The sequence below is a fragment of the Lysinibacillus sp. RU7 genome (genome assembly GCF_057837305.1).
In genome coordinates this window covers 16,428-34,642 of record NZ_JBYQFK010000037.1, presented here as the reverse complement: position 1 = coordinate 34,642, position 18,215 = coordinate 16,428, and the positions used below count along the sequence as shown (strand labels likewise).

Annotated in this window: 19 protein-coding genes; 6 read left to right on the top strand and 13 right to left on the bottom strand. The window is 38.3% G+C overall.

The annotated features are described in order from the left end of the window. Positions 1-3: 3 nt before the first annotated feature. The 9 genes from AC3II9_RS19830 to AC3II9_RS19790 form a co-directional block, all read right to left on the bottom strand. Positions 4-468 (bottom strand): low molecular weight protein-tyrosine-phosphatase, encoded by a 465-nt coding sequence (locus AC3II9_RS19830; RefSeq protein ID WP_489158249.1) that lies wholly within the window; start codon positions 466-468, stop codon positions 4-6. 60 nt (positions 469-528) lie between these two features. After that, positions 529-1,119 (bottom strand): lysophospholipid acyltransferase family protein, encoded by a 591-nt coding sequence (locus tag AC3II9_RS19825; RefSeq protein WP_489158247.1) that lies wholly within the window; start codon positions 1,117-1,119, stop codon positions 529-531. Positions 1,120-1,557: 438 nt separating this feature from the next. Continuing rightward, positions 1,558-2,388 carry a putative RNA methyltransferase gene (locus tag AC3II9_RS19820; protein ID WP_489158245.1) on the bottom strand — a complete coding sequence of 277 codons (831 nt, stop codon included), beginning with the start codon at positions 2,386-2,388 and terminating at the stop codon, positions 1,558-1,560. 77 nt (positions 2,389-2,465) lie between these two features. Further along, positions 2,466-3,245, bottom strand: a complete 780-nt coding sequence (locus tag AC3II9_RS19815; protein ID WP_489158244.1) for a tyrosine-protein phosphatase — start codon at positions 3,243-3,245, stop codon at positions 2,466-2,468. Positions 3,246-3,397: 152 nt separating this feature from the next. Continuing rightward, positions 3,398-4,156 (bottom strand): SDR family oxidoreductase, encoded by a 759-nt coding sequence (locus AC3II9_RS19810; RefSeq protein ID WP_489158243.1) that lies wholly within the window; start codon positions 4,154-4,156, stop codon positions 3,398-3,400. Between the two features lie 71 nt (positions 4,157-4,227). Then, complete coding sequence (locus AC3II9_RS19805) at positions 4,228-5,478, bottom strand: MFS transporter (RefSeq protein WP_489158241.1); 1,251 nt, start codon at positions 5,476-5,478, stop codon at positions 4,228-4,230. Positions 5,479-5,573: 95 nt separating this feature from the next. Next, positions 5,574-6,725 (bottom strand): MFS transporter, encoded by a 1,152-nt coding sequence (locus tag AC3II9_RS19800; protein WP_489158240.1) that lies wholly within the window; start codon positions 6,723-6,725, stop codon positions 5,574-5,576. Positions 6,726-6,850: 125 nt separating this feature from the next. Beyond that, the gene (locus AC3II9_RS19795; protein WP_489158238.1) at positions 6,851-7,522 is read right to left on the bottom strand and encodes a nuclease-related domain-containing protein; all 672 of its coding nucleotides are present in this window, start codon (positions 7,520-7,522) and stop codon (positions 6,851-6,853) included. A gap of 198 nt (positions 7,523-7,720) precedes the next feature. Continuing rightward, positions 7,721-8,224 carry a methylated-DNA--[protein]-cysteine S-methyltransferase gene (locus AC3II9_RS19790; RefSeq protein ID WP_489158236.1) on the bottom strand — a complete coding sequence of 168 codons (504 nt, stop codon included), beginning with the start codon at positions 8,222-8,224 and terminating at the stop codon, positions 7,721-7,723. 260 nt (positions 8,225-8,484) lie between these two features. Between AC3II9_RS19790 and AC3II9_RS19785 the strand changes: the two genes are divergently transcribed. Next, positions 8,485-9,276, top strand: a complete 792-nt coding sequence (locus AC3II9_RS19785; RefSeq protein ID WP_489158235.1) for a serine/threonine protein kinase — start codon at positions 8,485-8,487, stop codon at positions 9,274-9,276. 119 nt (positions 9,277-9,395) lie between these two features. Here the strand turns inward: AC3II9_RS19785 and AC3II9_RS19780 are convergent, their stop codons facing one another. The 4 genes from AC3II9_RS19780 to AC3II9_RS19765 form a co-directional block, all read right to left on the bottom strand. Continuing rightward, positions 9,396-9,866, bottom strand: coding sequence for a DinB family protein (locus tag AC3II9_RS19780; RefSeq protein WP_489158233.1), 471 nt, complete (start codon positions 9,864-9,866; stop codon positions 9,396-9,398). Position 9,867: 1 nt separating this feature from the next. Then, entirely contained in the window at positions 9,868-10,377 is a 510-nt protein-coding gene (locus AC3II9_RS19775) for a DNA-deoxyinosine glycosylase (protein WP_489158231.1), read from the bottom strand. A 148-nt stretch (positions 10,378-10,525) separates the two neighbouring features. Further along, positions 10,526-11,560 carry a nicotinate-nucleotide--dimethylbenzimidazole phosphoribosyltransferase gene (gene cobT / locus AC3II9_RS19770; protein WP_489158229.1) on the bottom strand — a complete coding sequence of 345 codons (1,035 nt, stop codon included), beginning with the start codon at positions 11,558-11,560 and terminating at the stop codon, positions 10,526-10,528. A gap of 327 nt (positions 11,561-11,887) precedes the next feature. Next, positions 11,888-12,535: a DedA family protein gene (locus AC3II9_RS19765; protein WP_489158227.1), complete on the bottom strand. Its 648-nt coding sequence runs from the start codon at positions 12,533-12,535 to the stop codon at positions 11,888-11,890. A 435-nt stretch (positions 12,536-12,970) separates the two neighbouring features. Here AC3II9_RS19765 and AC3II9_RS19760 point away from each other — a divergent pair, with 435 nt between their 5' ends. The 5 genes from AC3II9_RS19760 (at position 12,971) to AC3II9_RS19740 (ending at position 18,139) form a co-directional block, all read left to right on the top strand. Further along, the gene (locus AC3II9_RS19760) at positions 12,971-13,246 is read left to right on the top strand and encodes a YuzB family protein (RefSeq protein ID WP_489158225.1); all 276 of its coding nucleotides are present in this window, start codon (positions 12,971-12,973) and stop codon (positions 13,244-13,246) included. A gap of 184 nt (positions 13,247-13,430) precedes the next feature. After that, positions 13,431-14,807, top strand: a complete 1,377-nt coding sequence (gene nhaC, locus AC3II9_RS19755; RefSeq protein ID WP_489158223.1) for a Na+/H+ antiporter NhaC — start codon at positions 13,431-13,433, stop codon at positions 14,805-14,807. 323 nt (positions 14,808-15,130) lie between these two features. Continuing rightward, entirely contained in the window at positions 15,131-16,681 is a 1,551-nt protein-coding gene (locus tag AC3II9_RS19750; RefSeq protein WP_489158221.1) for a spore germination protein, read from the top strand. Between the two features lie 18 nt (positions 16,682-16,699). Beyond that, on the top strand, positions 16,700-17,896 hold the full coding sequence (locus AC3II9_RS19745; RefSeq protein WP_489158220.1) for a Ger(x)C family spore germination protein: 1,197 nt from the start codon (positions 16,700-16,702) through the stop codon (positions 17,894-17,896). 6 nt (positions 17,897-17,902) lie between these two features. After that, positions 17,903-18,139 carry a hypothetical protein gene (locus AC3II9_RS19740; RefSeq protein WP_489158219.1) on the top strand — a complete coding sequence of 79 codons (237 nt, stop codon included), beginning with the start codon at positions 17,903-17,905 and terminating at the stop codon, positions 18,137-18,139. The last annotated feature ends 76 nt before the right edge of the window (positions 18,140-18,215 follow it).

Below are 18,215 nucleotides of genomic sequence, written 5' to 3'. Positions count from 1 at the left end.
TTTTCAGCTTAGCTGATGCTCTTTCAAAATTCTCTCCAACAACGCCTCGCAGCCCTCCACACAAAGCTCATACGTTTCTTGGAAATTGCCTGTATACCATGGATCAGGTACATCTTTTTTATGCGATGTTAAATCTAAAAAGCGAAATATTTTCGTATCTTCATATGCCCGCAACATTTCGCGGGTATTTTCTACATTACTCGCATCCATACATACAATATACTCAAATTCTAAATCAGACGTTCTCAGTTGACGTGACACTATACCACTTGTAGAAATACGCATTTCCTTTAACTTTTCACATGTTCCTTTATGTGGTGGTTCTCCCGCGTGCCAATTACTTGTCCCAGCAGAATCTACTTTAATTTGTGCCGCTAATCCGCGCTTTTCAACTAAGTCACGCATTACAGCTTCTGCCATTGGTGAACGACAAATATTCCCTAAACAAACGAATAGTACTCGAATCATTTCTATCCCTCCATCGATTCATACGAAAAACACCCTTCTATAAGAGAAGAGTGTCCTTCTTTATTTTTTCTGTTCCAGCTCTACTAGTAGGCGCTGTAATTCCTGTTCTAAAAAATTTGTGGCTTCGTCTCGTGCTTCCTTGCCGCCTCCCACTGTAAATGGTTTACCGTAAATCAAATAACCTTTTTTTCGCTTCAATACACCACCGAGATCTTTCGGTCCAATATACGCTGCCGGAACGATTGGTGATTTAGACAGTTGAGCAATTGTAATCGCACCTTGCTTTAAATCATTGCTCTCTGCACTACGTGTGCCGCTCGGGAAAATACCTACAATTTTCCCCTCTTTAATCAGTTGTCGTGGCACTTTGATGACGCTTGGTCCTGGATTATCACGGTCTACTGGAAATGCGTTAAGACGTTCGATTAACCACCCAAGTCCCTTTATTTCAAATAATTGTTTTTTCGCCATAAAGTGAATTTCACGTGGATGAATCGATACGCCTAAATTTAAAATATCTACATACCCATTATGCGTACACGCAATTACAAAGCCACCATCCTTCGGCACATTTTCAAGCCCATATACTTTTGCTTTTGATCCGTTCACCGCTAAAAACATTTTGACAATATTCGCCGCTAATTTATACAATGCTCATTTCCTACCTTATCTACTTTAATAATTTCATTTTACTAAAAAAGCGTGTTTGCCTCAATTAGTTATATTGCTTAGCAATTTCATCAATTAATCACGGAAGTCAATCCACTAATTTGCTAAAAACAAAACTAGCTTCTCCTGCTAAAATGAAGGACCTGTTCGCAACTATATTGACAACACCTATTCGTTCTTCATTTATTACTTGTTTCACGTGAAAATAAAGAACTGGGGTATCGTTGAAAAATATATCCTCTCCTCGTTTTCCTTCTCCTTATAAAAAATAGCCCTATCGTTCATTTGAATACTATAGGAGTATTAATTGATATCTCTTTCAAAACTTACTACATGATTACCTACGTATGTTGGAAGCCTCGAGAGAAAATTTTTTCACGTGTAACAATTATTAGGTCATCCGCTTCATCTCATTTTATACTACTTCACACACCCAATTAAAAGATTTAAATCAATAGTAATTTCGGTTATAACGATCTCGTCTTTGTTTGCGATATGCCACCCCATCGGCGTCATTTGTAATAGCTTCGGTACTACATCTACTGATAATGGCATTGTATACGTAAGGCGCTCTATCTTAACTACGTCAAAGCTTTCCTTAAAACGCGCTACCGTTTGATTGTTTGTATAGTTTTCTTTTTCTGAATCAGCAAATGCTTGTTGGCGTAATTCCTTTAAATAGCCTTCTTGTGGCACGACTTTAATTACTTTTCCGCCTGGCTTTAGTAGGCGCTTAAATTCATCATAATTGGCTGGCGACAAAATATTGAAAATCGTATCAAAACTTCCCTCTTGATACGGACTTTTTGCTAAATCGCCCACACACCAAATGGGCCCTACATGAAACTTTGCTGCGGCTAGGATACCCTCTTTAGCAATATCAATACCTATACCAATTGCTTCTGGTTTTTGCGCCATAATACGTGCTAAATGTGACCCTTCTCCACAGCCTGTATCTAAAAAATGTATCCCAACTGCAAGCGCTGCTAATCGCTCTTGTAATGGATTATATAAGCCACTTGAAATAATATCGTGACGTGCCTCAAATAGCTCTCTCGAGTACATCGACTGTACAGGTTTCGTCGTAAAGTTAATGTATCCCTGTTTGGCTACATCAAATGAATGATTACTCGGACAAATCACTTTTCCGTTTTCTTCAATGGTTATAGATTGTGTACAAATAGGACAGACAAAAATCTCTTGATTTACCTGCATGTTTTGAATGCATATTGCTTTTTTGGATAACATCATTTACTCCTCCAATACTAGTATGTATCATAACACGAAAGGGCTACTCCGTAAGTTTTCACTTACAGTGTAGCCCTTCTTTATTCTAAATATTTCACCTGTAACTCCGCACGCGCTTCCTTTGAAATCCTAAATTGATCTTGTAAGAAATCAGCTTCTGTTTCATAGCGTGTATCAATTTCATGGAATACGGCATTTAAATATTTTTCGTTTGCCGACATGACCTCATAAAATGTAGTTAAATCTGCATCTGGATAAGCCGTTTTTAATTGTTGTGCCATTTTTGTAACCAATGGTGTTAATAAACGATTTGTTAGTAAATACTCTTGCATAATTGTTTCACGTGGCACATCTAATAACATTAAAATGAGCGTGCCACCAATACCGGTACGATCTTTCCCAACTGCACAATGGTGTAATAAACCCAAATTATTTTCATTCTTTACTAATTGTATTAAGCGCTGAAATGAAGGATTATTAAACGGCATTTGAGCATAAAATTTTGTAAATTGATCCGCATTTACTTGCTTATAAAAATCGAAATTAACACTTCCGTCTTTAGGAGCACCGGGCATTTTAAATGAGGATGCGCCTTTTGCTGGTATACGAATATTTTGTATTCCTTCCATTACAGGCGTTGGATTATGTGTTGCCTCATGGTCATCACGATAATCAAAAATTGTTTTAATACCGAGCCTTTTCAACATTTGTTGATCTTGTAAGGTTAATTTCGCTAGATTGGCCGAGCGGAAAAATAAATTTCTTTTTACTGATTTTCCGCTATTTGTTTTATAGCCACCCATATCTCGGAAGTTTAAAACGCCTTCTAACGCAATGATTTGGTTCATGCTTTGTGACATAAAACCACCTCCACCTATTAATAACAACATATTGCCTGGGGAATAATGTCGAGTTTTAAGAGGAATTAATATTTCGCCTTTCAGCTATTTCAGACAAAATATTGACTACTCACTAAAAAACTCGGCACAGGTCGTGCCGAGTTCCTTCAAAATTAATAAGCCGTCCAACCAGCATCTGCTGTTACAACTGTACCATTTACAAATGCTGCATCGTCTGAAGCTAAAAATAACGCCACGCCGGCTATGTCTTCTGGCTCTCCATTACGTGGATTAAATGTTGCACCAGCCATCGCCTTGTTTAATCCTTCTTGATTTGGATTTCTAAATGATGCACCAATGTTTGTATTCACACCACCTGGAGCGATGGCATTGCAACGAATCCCTTTATCTGCATACTGGAATCCTGTATTTTTTGTTAAACCTACTACCGCATGCTTAGCGGCTGTATACGCAGCACCTGCACGTGAACCATATAAACCACCCACTGAAGCGATATTTACAATGACACCTGCACCTTGTTCTAAGAAAATTGGCATTGCTTGACGTGTCGTACGCATAATACCCGTTACGTTGACAGCAAACACTTTCTCCCAAAGTTCGTCTGTTACATCACCAACCGGAGCAAAATTATCCATAATCCCCGCATTATTCACTAAAATATCTAATGTTCCGTACGTATTTACTGCTGCTTTAATCAGCTTATATACGTCACCTTCGCTGGATATATCTGCTTCCACTGCGGTTGCTGTGCCACCAAATTTCGTAATTTCCGCCACGGTTGCACCTGCACCTTCTAACGTTAAATCGGAAACAACGACTTTTGCTCCCTCTTTTGCATAAAGAATTGCAATTGCCTTGCCCATTCCTGAAGCAGCACCTGTAACGACTGCCACCTTGTCTTGAAGTCTCATCGATAAAACCTCCTTGAAAGTGTATTCCTGTTACAGTTTTAATATTCGACTTCGTTTCACGTTTCCCTGCTTCAGTTCACTACAAGTTTAGGCTGCTTTTTGATTAATAACACAAACAGGCTCGCAAAACCACAGAACCCCCCTGCTAATAAAAACGCCCACATATACGAGCCAAACACATTATAAATGACACCACCTGAATAGGCAGCTACGCCCGCTCCTACTTGATGTGCGGCAACCATCCAGCCGTACATCATGGCACTTTTTTGAATACCAAATCGCTGACGTGTTAAACCAACTGTTGGTGGAACCGTGGCAATCCAATCGAGCCCATAAAAAATAGCGAATACCATGAGCCAACCGTACGAGCCTGATTCCAATGCAAATGGTAAAAACAATAAAGATATACCGCGCAAACTATAGTACCAAAATAACAACCACCGATTATCGAATCGATCTGATAACCAACCTGACAACGTCGTACCGATCAAATCAAAAATCCCCATAAACGAAAGCATCGCAGCTGCTGTCACAACAGGAATCCCAAAACTAATACAATACGAAATAAAATGCGTGCCAATTAGTCCGCTTGTCGATAAACCACAAATAAAAAAGCTTCCTGCCAATAACCAAAACTCTTTTACACGTAGCCCCTCAAGTAACGCTAAAATGGCTACTTTAAATGGATTCCCTGATGAATGGACTACTTCTTGCTCCATTTCCTCTTGCCCGTATGGTGGAAGGTTTATATCACGCGGGTAATTCCGCATTAAGAGCGCCATGATTCCTAACATGATGATACTTAATATAAAAATCAATAAAATAGCAGCTTGCCATGAATGTTTCTCAACAAGCGCCGCTAATACCGGCAATAAGATGAGCTGTCCTGTTGCCGTTGCTGCCGTTAACATGCCCACTGCTAACCCACGGCGCTTTACAAACCAACGATTGGCTACTTGTGTACTTAATACCGTTAAAAAAAGACCAGACCCGATGCCAATGACAACGCCCCAAATCAAAATCAATTGCCATTCGCTCTTCATTACAAATGTGCATGCAAGTCCGATTGCTAACAATGTCATCGAGCCCATCATCATACGTTTCAAGCCAAACTTTTCAACAAACGCTGCCATAAAAGGCCCTGAAAAGCCATATAAAAATAAACTTACCGCAAAGGCAAAGGAAATCGCTGGACGATCCCAGCCAAAATCCGCCTCAAATGGATCAATAAAAACACCGGCAGAAGACCGGATAATACCTGCTACAATGATAGCTAAAAACGTGACAGCTAATATAATCCAACTATAATGAATTCTTCTCATATAATTCCCCCTAATAAAGCTATTGTACTAGAAGAAATATTTGAACATATATCCTTTTTTCCAAAAAATAAAAAGCCGGCCTATACCGACTTTACTTAATACTTAAACTTTTGACGCGTGAATATGACTAAAATCAATGCGGGAATTGTACAGATTAACATACCTAAAAAAGCAACGCCTGGTTCGATTTCGTATAAATAACCCCCTAAAAACGTAAGCAAGGCGACACTTAAACTCATGGCAAATGCGGAATACATACCTTGTGCTGTTGGAATTTGTGAAGCTTTTAATTTACTCGAAATGTATTGAATAAACGCGTAATGCGCAAAACCGAATGATACGGCATGTAATGCTTGTACTAAAATGAACACCCATACATTTGGGAATAGGAAAATAGCTACCCAACGTATTGTCGAGCCAATTGCCGCTAACCCAAACAAGGTAGATGGTCGGAATTCTGAGAACAGAGCATCTGCCTTTAAAAAGAAGGCAATTTCAATAATGACCGCTACATTTAAAATGAGCCCGATATAAAAACTATTAATGCCTAAGTCATCTAAAAAAATATAACCGTAATTATAGTAAGAAGCATGTGCACCTTGTAGCAAAATCGATATGACTAATACAATCCCAAAGCTACCAGATGTGAATAATTCTTTTAATGACACTCCTTCGCTTGTTTCCTTGCGTTTTGGCTTGTCACTCAACTTTGCAGGTGCAGCAATCCATTGTGACGCCACCATCATCATCAGCCCTGCAATCATAATCCATAATACAGAACCAATACCGAGTAGCTCTGTTACTCCACCAACAAAGACTAACGCAATCGTATAGCCAAGCGAGCCATACGAACGACTTTTGCCGTAGTGAATCTTTTCTGTCCGTATTAATACAGATGCACTGCTTTCCATTCCTGGCATTAAGTTCGGATAAATCGCACTAAATAATACCGTAATAACAAAAAGCGCTGTATACGATTCAAAAGGGATATAAAATAGCATTGTAACAAGTGCAGCAATTGCCATCCCGCGCATCACGACACTAATCGCATACAGTTTTGTCGCTATTGGGAATACAATGAGCATCGAAAGTGAGCGAGCGATCATCCCAGCCCCCATAATAATACTTGCTGCCGGGACAGATAACCCTTTATCTGTAATTAACCATCCTGTCCAATATGGTAAAAACACACCCCATGTAAAGAAGAATGTGAAATAGTTTAACGACAGCCACCTTTGACTATTCATTCATGAAACTCCTTGTTATATAAACTTGCTTTATTTTAGCATAAGGTCTATGAAAACGACAGTTCACTCCATAGTAGAGAACATACAACAAAAAAAGAGAGGCACACCCCCTCTTAGTCGATTTCTTAATTTGGCACTGCTTGCTTTGTAGGCTGTTTAACCGGCTGTTGTTTAAAGCTCATGAATCCTTCTAGTGCATGATACACTTTATCGATTTCTTCCTTCGATAACACTTCGCCACCAATTTGTTTTGTCCATGCCTTTAGCTCACGCATTTTTATTACTTCTACGTTTGGCGAATACGTTTCAACTTTTTGGAACGAACACGCATCTGAGAACACTGAAACAGAGCTATATACATCTTCATTCACATCTGGCAGTAAATCTCGTAATGTGTCAATAATACGATGATTAACCATAATCGGGTTCGTAAAAGGCTCTTGCTTATCACCATGTTTTACTTGTACCCATTCTACTTGATGTTCATCACCTGTAATCCAACCTGTTTTATGTACACCATCTATCACATAAATACCGGATTCGTGTACGAAAATGGCATCAACCGGATATGTCGAATTATTCACCGGTAACTGAACATCGATTAACACTTTATGCTCTCCAGGCACTTTCTCTAATTGTGTCATGATTTTATATAACTGACCTTTTTTAGCATTTAATAGGATATCGAAAAATGAATAACCTGTTAATCGACCAAATACCGTTCCATCGTGCCTATATACAAGTACAGCTACTGTTATGATTAGTGCGACTATAATGAACGTAATTCCAATGACCATATCCCCTGCTCCTTACCGAGTAGTTTTCAATTTTATTTTAACAAATCTAGTAAGGGCTGACTATGCAACAGAAGACACGAATGTCAAGTTATGACATTCTTTTTTACGGTTAAAAAGCACAACCTAAAGCACTGCATTCATTTGATAGAAAAATAAGTAGACTCCATCATAAAATTCGTCAAAACAAAAGACTACCCATTAAAGAGTAGTCACGCCTTCTACCATCAATAATTTTTTCTTCATATCAAGTCCTGCCCTAAAGCCTGTTAGTGTTCGATTTTTCCCAATAACACGATGGCATGGAATAGCAATCATTACAGGGTTAGCCCCAATTGCTGTACCAACCGCGCGTACCGCTTTTGGATTATCGATTGCAGTGGCAATATCGCTATAACATTGAACTGTGCCAAACGGAATAGCTTGTAACGCTTGCCACACTTGCTGTTGAAATGCTGTACCTTTTACATCCAAAGGAAAATCAAAATCCTTTCGCTCACCAGTCAAGTATCCTTTAAATTGTTGTATATAAAGCTCTAATTTCTCATCATTTCGCTCCAGGTGTTCCCCTTTTCTTCGCTTCTTTGCCCACTCCAACAATTCCTGTTCATCGCGGTTTTCAGAGCCTGTAAAGCAAAGTCCTTTTTCAGTTGCTGCCACGATGAACTGCCAATCCGCATGCTGAAATACTGTCCAATAAATCATGTTAATCCCCCTTTTTGTTGAAACTTTTCATAAGCTTTTTCCGTATAAGTAAGTAATATTATATCGAAGGGAATGGACTTCATGTTCAAAAAGATTATTAAAAGTATATTACACTCCGCTGCAAGTTCGCGCCGTTATTCTTCCAGTAGCCGTCGCCGCTATTCTAACCGTCATAATTACTATGGTCATAAGCACTATAAACGGAGTTACCGCCGTTCTTCGCGTAGCTTCTTCAGCTCAAGAAGCTTTTTTAGTAGCTGATGATTTCATTATTCAGAGAAAGTAAATATGAACGCCTTTTAGAGCAGTTCATCCATGCCCATACAAACTATCATATGATGAATCAAATCGGGGAAGGCTCCTACGGTATCGCCTACTTGCTGATTCATAACGAAACGGGCGAAAAAGCCGTGCTAAAACGCTTAAAAGCAAAGCACCGCCATACAACTAATCAGCAAAAGTTTTTACAAGAAGTTACATTTTTAGAAAGACTCTCTACTTTACCTGTACCAAAATTATTCACAGAGGGGTTCATTGAGGAATTGCCCTTTTATATAATGGAGTATATTGAAGGGGATACATTTGAACGTGCTATTTTCGAACGAAACGAACGATTTTCTGTAGCAGATGCATTAACTAAAACAGAAGAATTGTTGACTATTCTAATCTGTATGCATGAACAAGGTATTGTGCATAGAGACTTGCGTATACCAAATATTATTGTAAAGAATGACCAACTCACGATCATCGATTTTGGTCTTGCGACAACGATTGACCCTACTATTTGTGTCAATACAATCGATAATCCTAAAAAAGCCGCAAGCCCACTCAGTGACTTATATGGAGTTGGACACTTTATGCTCTTTCTTTTGTACTCAAACTATCATCCTACATCAAAGAAAAGCCGCTCATGGCAAGAGGAATTAACGCTACCACCTATACTACAACACTATATTGAACGACTCCTGATGATTCAATCACCGTTTTTAGATGCTAGCACCGCTAAACAAGCGCTTCAAATCGTGAAGGAAGCTTCTGAAAAGACATGTTAAGACGCTTCTTTCGCAACGAAGATAGTAGTATTTTGAGACGACCACCACAGGAGCAATATTTCATAGTAGATATAGATTAAGAAATGAAGGGTGTCTTTGGAGACCCCCTTTTCTTGTACTTATTGCATTTCCTTTGTTGGTCCCATTACTGGTGGTACGCGTAAGCCTGCTTGACGTAGTAACACTGTCATTTGACCACGGTGATGTGTTTGATGATCAACTAACATACGTAGTAATTTGCCCCGCGGCATTGCTCCACCGAAAGCCTGTACCTCTTCCTCCATTTGAGCATCTGTTAATGTTGCTGCTTCTTTGTTATAAGCTTCCACGACCGCCTCATACATTTCCACAATTTCTTCCATCGTCTCAGGCATCGGCATATCTGGTCCTGGTGTTGGAATTTGTAACTCAGCGAAGTGTCCAAAAGCACCGGCCACACTCACTAAATGCCACGATAACCAACTAAGTGAGTTATGTCCTTCTACAATCGAAGCGTGCTTTGTGTCTTCCGTAATGGCTTGCATTACGCGAAGTGTTCCTTGGGCATTCATGTGCCAATCTTCTAAAAAATCTTGCGCTTTACGATACATCTTATTCTCCCCTTATCATATACTGTTCAAGTGCTCGCCATGCCTCTACTTTTTGGTCAAACGTCTTAATATTGCGTCCTGGTACAGGACTTGTTGATGGCATTTTATAATACTCTTTTCCAACAAGCAATTCAAAGCCTAGCTTCTTTTGAAAGACGTCATACGCTTTTGTACCATTAAAAAAGACCGCCTGAATTTGCGGATAACGTTTAAAAAGAGTGACAAAATCATTCGGGATTTCGTTTTTAATATTGCTATCTAGACTACCAGCACGTTCACATGCTTGAATGACATCCCACAACCCAATGCCATGCTTTTGAACGAGTATAAGACGTTCTTCATATTTTTCCGGTACCGGCACACCTATGATAGCACTAATGATTCCCCAAAAATGATTACGTGGGTTGCCGTAATATTGTTGTTTTTCAAGTGACTGGACACCGGGCATAGAGCCGACAATGAGTACAGTTGTCTGTTCATTTACTACGGGTGGTAGCATATTTTTAATCATCATAACACCTCCTAGTCGCTAGTTTACACATAGGAAAGCCCTAATACTAAACTTCCCCCTTTGAAAGTTTCTATGATGATGGCAATATAACAATAACCTTTATAACGATATGAAAAAGGAGCTAACCTGGTTAGCCCCTTCTTTATTTTTATTTTTGCGATACACTTGCACTTTGGAATGTAGCCATATCCTTCATCATCACATTAGCTGCTTTAACAATCGGATACGCAATGGCTGCCCCTGTTCCTTCACCAAGACGTAAATCAAGCTGTACGAGTGGCTGTTTATTCAGATGCTTCGCTGCAATCTCATGCCCAATCTCAACTGAATTATGCGATAAAATCATATAGTTTACAGTACCTGGCGCTAGTAACTCCGCTAGACAAGCAGAAACCGTACAAATAAAGCCATCTAGTAAAATTGGGGTACGCATTTCTGCCGCACCAATCATAGCACCTGTCATACCTGCTATATCAAGACCACCCATTTTAGATAGCAAGTCAATCGCATCATCTTTCTTTGGTTTATGTAACGCAATCGCCTCACGACAAACCTGTGCTTTGCGATTCAATTGCTCATCATTAATACCTGAACCGCGACCAACAACTGTCTCTGGATCAATATCAAGAATAGCTGCTAAAATGGCACTGCTTGGTGTCGTGTTACCAATACCTAACTCTCCAACAATGATACAGCCCGCACCTTCACGAATAGCCTGCTGTGCTGCATCGTACCCAACTTTAATCGCTTGCCATGCCTCTTCTTCTGTCATCGCACGCTCTTTTAAAAAGTTAGCAGTTCCAGATGGACGGACTTTCTTGTTAATGACCTTCTCATTTGGTACAGGGCGTAAAATACCTAAGTCATAGACAGCAAGTGGTGCACCAATCATACGACTAAACACACTAATTCCCGCACCACCTTCCACCATATTCATCGCCATCTCATACGTTACTTCTTGTGGAGAAGCCGATACATTTTCTTCCACAATACCATGATCTGCACAAAATACGAGAGAAGCAGGAGCAATATCAGGTTTTATTTCTCCTGTCATGCCTGCAAGTTGAATCGCTACTTCCTCTAAGCGCCCTAAACTGCCCGGTGGCTTCGTTAGCGAATCAATATACTGACGTGCCTGCTCCATTTTTTCTTCATGCAGTGCTGGAATTGAAAAAGTTAACATTGTTGAAAAACCCCTTTATGAACCGAATTTTCACTAAATATAACATAAAATTTAGGATTATTTCTTCATTTAAGTAAATCACAAAAAATTACTCCAAAGAATAGAAAATGTCCGTGAAAATTTCTTTTATACGTGTGATTTTTCTCACATCTAAAAATTTTCAAACAATTTATAATAGGCTTAAGATGAAAGGAGCGAATTTTCATGTTAAAAATAACTTATGTACTTGCCTCTTGTCTTGGTATTGGTGTTGCAATTGGCCTTGGTGTACTCATTAACCAAACTTTCATTCAAGTTTAATACCTCATATTAAAAAGGATTGGCCATTTATACTCCGCCAATCCTTTTTATCTTGTTATTTTTTAATAGGCGGACAATATAAAAAATAATGGGCGGGAGAAAAGGAATACAAGAAATAATCGGTAAGGATAATGCCATGTTTTGCTCAACAATCGGAATTTGCCCGAGTAAAAGTCCTGCTCCAAGCCATAATACAACCCATATCCCTCCGCCCATACTGTTATAAGCTAAAAAAGGATACAATGGATAATTCGTATAGCCCGTAACAAATGGAATTGTCGTCCTCATGAGCGGAATAAAACGCGAAAATAAGATCGCTCTGTGCCCATAATTTTTAAAGAAGTCCTTTGCAGACTGCAATGTCGATTTCGGGATAACCCGCCAGCCGCCCGTCACTCTCTGTCCAATTTTACCGATGAAGTAATTTTGTGTATCCCCAAGAACAGTCGCTGTAAATAATATGACAACTAAAAACCATAAATTTAACTCTCCTAATGCAGCTAATGCACCACTAACAAATACAGTTGCATCTCCTGGTAAAAATGTAAGAACAACAAAAGCAGTTTTACAATAAATAATAAAGAACAATAAAATATATACAAGATGCCCGTAATCCTCTAAAAAATGGTGAATCACAATATCAATTTGCTTCATTTCCAATAAAAATGTGTGCACGCCATCCCCTCCTCATTTTTTTAGTTTATACTGTATGAACGTCATTGAATTAAATTTGTCCTTATGGCGTTTTATGTCTAAAAGGGTAGGAAAAATGACAATTAAGATGAAAACGGGATAAATTTAACTTCTCCTAGCAAGCGGTACTTCCCTTCTATATATTCCAATCGACATCAGTTCGGATAAAAATAACTGTCTTTTAATGGTTCACTGCAGGATTTTGACTGAATACGGCAGTGTTTTGCTCATGCCAGATGGTTTTGACCGGATAGAACGACTTTTTGCTCGGATACCGTAGCTTTTTAATCATTCACTGTCGACAGTTTTAAGATGGTTTATATAGAAATACACGTCCAGTCAATCATCAGCCAAAGGGGCAATTGCTTATTCTACCGTTCTACCAGTACAATAAAAGAAAAACGAGGAGCCTGAGCAATGTTCAAATCTTTATTTAAACGAAAAGATAAAGTACTGAAACACCAAATCGAATTTTGCATGTCAAACATTTCATTTGGCAGTGCCGATGTGTATGATGAATTAATCCAACGTGAGGATATTGTCATTGAAGAGTCTGGTTGTACATCGAATTGTGAAACATGCGATTCATGCTTATTTGCCGTTGTAAACAGCGAAGTGGTAACTGCGGAAACTGCGGACGAGCTATTACAGCGCGTTGAAGAGAAAATGAAAGAAAATCCATTGATTGATTAAACATAGCAGGAGCAAATGAGAATTTGCTTCTGCTATTTTATTTGCTAACAAAGACGTAATACACCTAGCAATTTTCACACTATTGACTTCTACTATAGCTATGTTAGAATATTTTTATACTTTTTTAAGTTGAAGCGTTGAACTTCAACGCATTGAATTGCATTATACAACTAGGAGCAGACATATGTTTTCTATTGAAGCAAAAACAAAGCCCTCTGTTTTAGAGGCACTTTTTATTGTGTTCACTGTTATTGCCATGATTGCTATTGCAATTGGGCAGCTCGGTTCCACCCCACATATTCCTATATTATTCGCTATTATCTTTTTAATTTTTTATGGACTAATCAAACGTATACCATTTAAAGCGTTAGAAGAAAGTATGCTATCCGGCGCTAAGGCTGGTATGGGTGCCGTTTATATCTTTTTTTTAATTGGGATATTAATTAGTAGCTGGATTGTAAGTGGGACCATTCCAACCCTTTTATATCTAGGCTTATCTATCGTAACGGCGAGCTTTTTTTATACAATTGTCTTTATTATGACAGCTATTATCGGCACCGCCATCGGTAGCTCACTTACAACGGTAGCAACAATTGGTGTCGCCTTTATGAGTATTGCCGGAGCCATCGATGCATCCATGGCACTGACAGCTGGAGCGATTGTATCAGGTGCCTTTTTTGGTGATAAAATGTCACCTTTATCGGACACGACAAATTTAGCTGCGAGCATCGTTGGCATCGATTTATTCGAGCATATTAAAAATATGAGCTGGACAACCGTTCCTGCATTTTTAATTAGTGCGATTTTGTATTCTGTTTTATCCCCTTCTATTGGGACATTTGATGCTAGTACGATTGCATCTTACAAAGTAAGCTTACTAGAAACGAATTTCATCCACTGGTATGCCATTGTGCCACTAATTGTACTTATTATTTGTACACTAATGAAAATGCCTGCCTTTTTAACACTGATCGTCAGCTCTCTTGTAGCACTTGTATTATCGACATTCCATACGTCTTTATCCTTAGCGGATTACTGTTCCGTTTTATATAGTGGATTTGTTTCGGAAACAGGCTTAGAGGTGATTGATTCACTGTTAACACGTGGCGGTATTAGTAGCATGTACTTTACCATCATGCTTGTGCTTCTCAGTCTAAGTATGGGTGGTCTATTATTTGCACTTGGTGTTATTCAAACACTTCTTGAAAAAATCGAGAAGCTATTGAAATCAGTTGGTGCATTAATTACAGGGACAGCCTTGACAGCGATTGGGATTAATACTCTCGTTGGTGAACAGTATTTATCCATTCTATTAACTGGCGAAGCATTTAAGCAAAAATATGATGAGCAAGGCTTACATCCGAAAAATTTAAGTCGCGTGATGGAAGATGCTGGTACGGTCATTAACCCATTAGTCCCTTGGAGCGTCTGCGGTTTATTTATCGTATCGATGCTGGATGTACCCGTCATGAGCTATTTACCGTTTGCTTTCTTTTGCTTAATCAGTCCTGTGCTTACCATTTTATTCGGCTGGCTGAATATTACGATCACGAAAAAATAGCCTGCCATATAACTTATACTTTTCTATCCACAAAGATAATGAACCCGCTACTTTATAAAGTAGCGGGTTTATTGTTGCAACTCCAGTAAATAGATAGTGAGTGGCATAACTAAAGGTAACATCAGACCACCCTTTTTCTTAAACGATTTCAGTTTCATTGAATTGAAAAAATTCCTGCGTACTTTTGTGACATAATAACTTTCTCAATGATTTGATTTAATCAGCTAAATCCCCCCTAATCTTTTCTTTTATAAGCGGTTTATTTATTTATACATTTGTCTATCCTCTTAATAGTTTAAAAAGCTTATTTAGGAGGTTTAGTAATGACAGACTTGCCGAATAACAACACCTCCCACCCAGATTCTAAAAAAGTGTTTCTACACGCATCTCTTACTGAAAATATAAAAATTATCAAAAAGGACCTTGGTAATAGTAATGACATTATTATCCGTGAGATGTTAACGGGAAAATCAGAAAAACAGCTTATTGCCATTATCCATACTGACGGTCTAGCAAATGAAACACTCATAACAGATTCGATTTTGGAATCGCTCATGCTAGATTTAAGTGGTGATTTAGAAACCAAACCAACAGAAATTAATCAATATTTAAAGGATTATTGCTTAACCGTTAGTGATGTGAAAGATATTGTAGATTTTACAACATTGTATAGCGCTCTTTTAAATGGTGATACCATCATACTATTTGATGGATTAACAAAAGGCATTGCAGCGAGTACTAAAAGCGCGAAGGATCGAGCTGTTTCGGACCCTGCTACAGAGTCTGTTATTAGGGGACCGAGAGAATCATTCACTGAAACGCTTCGTACAAACACAGCCTTAATTCGACGTAAAATTAAAAGCCCGAATCTTTGGATAGAATCTAGAGTGATTGGTGAAGAGACGCAAACGGATATTGCTGTCATGTATATAAATGGCATTGCTAACGACAAAATGGTGCAAGAAGTGCTCGACCGTTTAGATCGCATTGAAATTGATGGCATTTTGGAGAGCCACTATATTGAGGAAATGATTCAAGATTCAAAATTCAGTATATTTCCAACAGTTTATAATTCGGAACGTCCTGATGTGATAGCAGGGGAATTATTGGAAGGAAGAATTGCTATTTTAGTAGATGGCACTCCCTTTGTTTTAATCGTCCCTGCTTTATTCGTCTCTTTTTTACAATCAGCAGAGGATTATTACCACAATGCGATTGTTAGTTCCTTTATTCGGCTCATCAGATTTTTCGGAATAAGTATTTCCTTAGTTGCTCCATCTTTATATATTGCCATTACTACTTTTCATCAAGAAATGTTGCCAACACCATTGTTAATTAGTATTTATTCGCAACGAGAGGGTGTACCATTTCCGGCTTTTATAGAAGCGCTCATTATGGAAATTGCCTTTGAAATATTGAGAGAAGCTGGCATCCGTATGCCTAGAATGATCGGTCCTGCTATATCCATTGTTGGTACATTAGTCATTGGTCAAGCGGCTGTTCAAGCTGGCATTATCTCTGCCGTAATGGTCATTATTGTTGCACTCACAGCGATTTGTAGCTTTCTTTTCCCCGCTTATGGACTGTCTAATGCGGTACGTGTGTTGCGTTTTCCATTAATGATACTATCCGGAATGTTTGGTCTAGTTGGGCTAATGGCTGGCGTTATGATCATCATTTTGCATTTATGTAGTTTGCGCTCTTTTGGTGTACCTTATATGAGTCCATTTGCTCCGTTAATTCTAAAAGACCAAAAAGATGCTTTAATTTTGTTTCCACGTAGCTCTTTGTTAACTCGCCCACGATTAATTAGTCAACGAAATAATGTAAGAGGGCGAAAGCATCCGGACAAGACGAAAAGAAATGTACATTGAGTAAAAAGAGGGACTAGGATGAAAAAATTAATCACACTGATGTTACTAACAACAGTTGTTCTACTGTTAGGTGGTTGCTGGAGTAAACGAGAATTAAATGAGCTTGCCATTGTCGTTGCACTAGGCGTCGACAAAACAGATGATGAATATACCATCTCTGTTCAAGTAGTAGACCCTAGTGAGGTTTCTGCTAGTCACCCTTCCAGCGGACGTGCACCTGTCGTTACTTACCACGCAAAGGGGAAGACATTATTCGAAGCGATTAGAAAAATAACGACACTATCTCCTCGAAAACTTTATTTTGCTCACCTTCAAATACTTGTAGTCGGTGAGGATTTAGCGAGGGAAGGGTTGCGTTATACAGTTGATTTTTTAGGAAGAGACAATGAAATTCGAAATGACTTTGATATTATTGTCGCTCAACAGACAACAGCAAAAGATGTCTTAAATGTATTAACGCCCATTGAAAAAATACCTGCGAATAAAATGTTAAATTCCATTCAAATTTCACAAAACGCATGGGGATCGACACGACAAGTAGATGTTGATGCATTAATAAATAAGTTAAATAGCGATAATCAAAGTTATGTTTTGTCAAAAGTAGACATACATGGTGATCCACGATTAGGGATTGATCAAACAAATGTCAACAGAATTGAAACACCTGTCATATTACAATTTACAGGATTAGCTGTATTTAAACATGACAAGTTAATCGGTTTTTTAAGTGAAGAGGAAAGTAGAAGCTATAATTTTTTAACTGATCAAATTGAAGGCACAATTGAAATCATATCCTGTCCAGAAGAAGGCGAGTTAACTACTGAAATAACAACTTCTAAAACAAAAACGAACGGAAAAATAGAAAATGGGATTCCTAAAATAAGCGTTCAAATTGATGTTGAACAAAATGTGGCTGAAGTACACTGTGATATTCATTTAAATGATGAACAAACTCTCCATACTATTAATGAAAAAACAGCCAATTTAATTAAAAACCGTATAGAACATTTACTTCATACCCTTCAAAAAGAATATAAAGTAGATATTTTAGAGTATGGTGCAGCTATTCATCGCGTAAATGCTCGTGAATGGCGCCATATTAAAAATGATTGGTCAACACTTTTTCCAGAATTACAAGTACATGTGGAGGTCAACGTCAATACAAGTGGTTTTGCCACTTTGCAAAACTCAAACGTAAAGGAACAAAAGGAGTAAGATGACATGTTTATTGCTTTAGGGATTTTAATTATTTCAGGGGTTATTATATATATGATTCTGCCTAAGCTAATCAAAGACGGGGATCGTAAAACTATTTGGGTCTTTTCTCTCTTACTGTTTATTGGAACTGCCTTAAATATGGCACTCAGTTTAAATGTCAAAATTCCTAACCCTCTAGATGTCATTATAGCGATTTTTAAACCTATTAGTGAGTTTTTGAAGTTAACGTTATTGAAATAATATTATATTGCAATTCACTATACATGCTTTAAATTCACGATTTCAAATAAGCCTGTTTTAATTCGAATCATTAGTT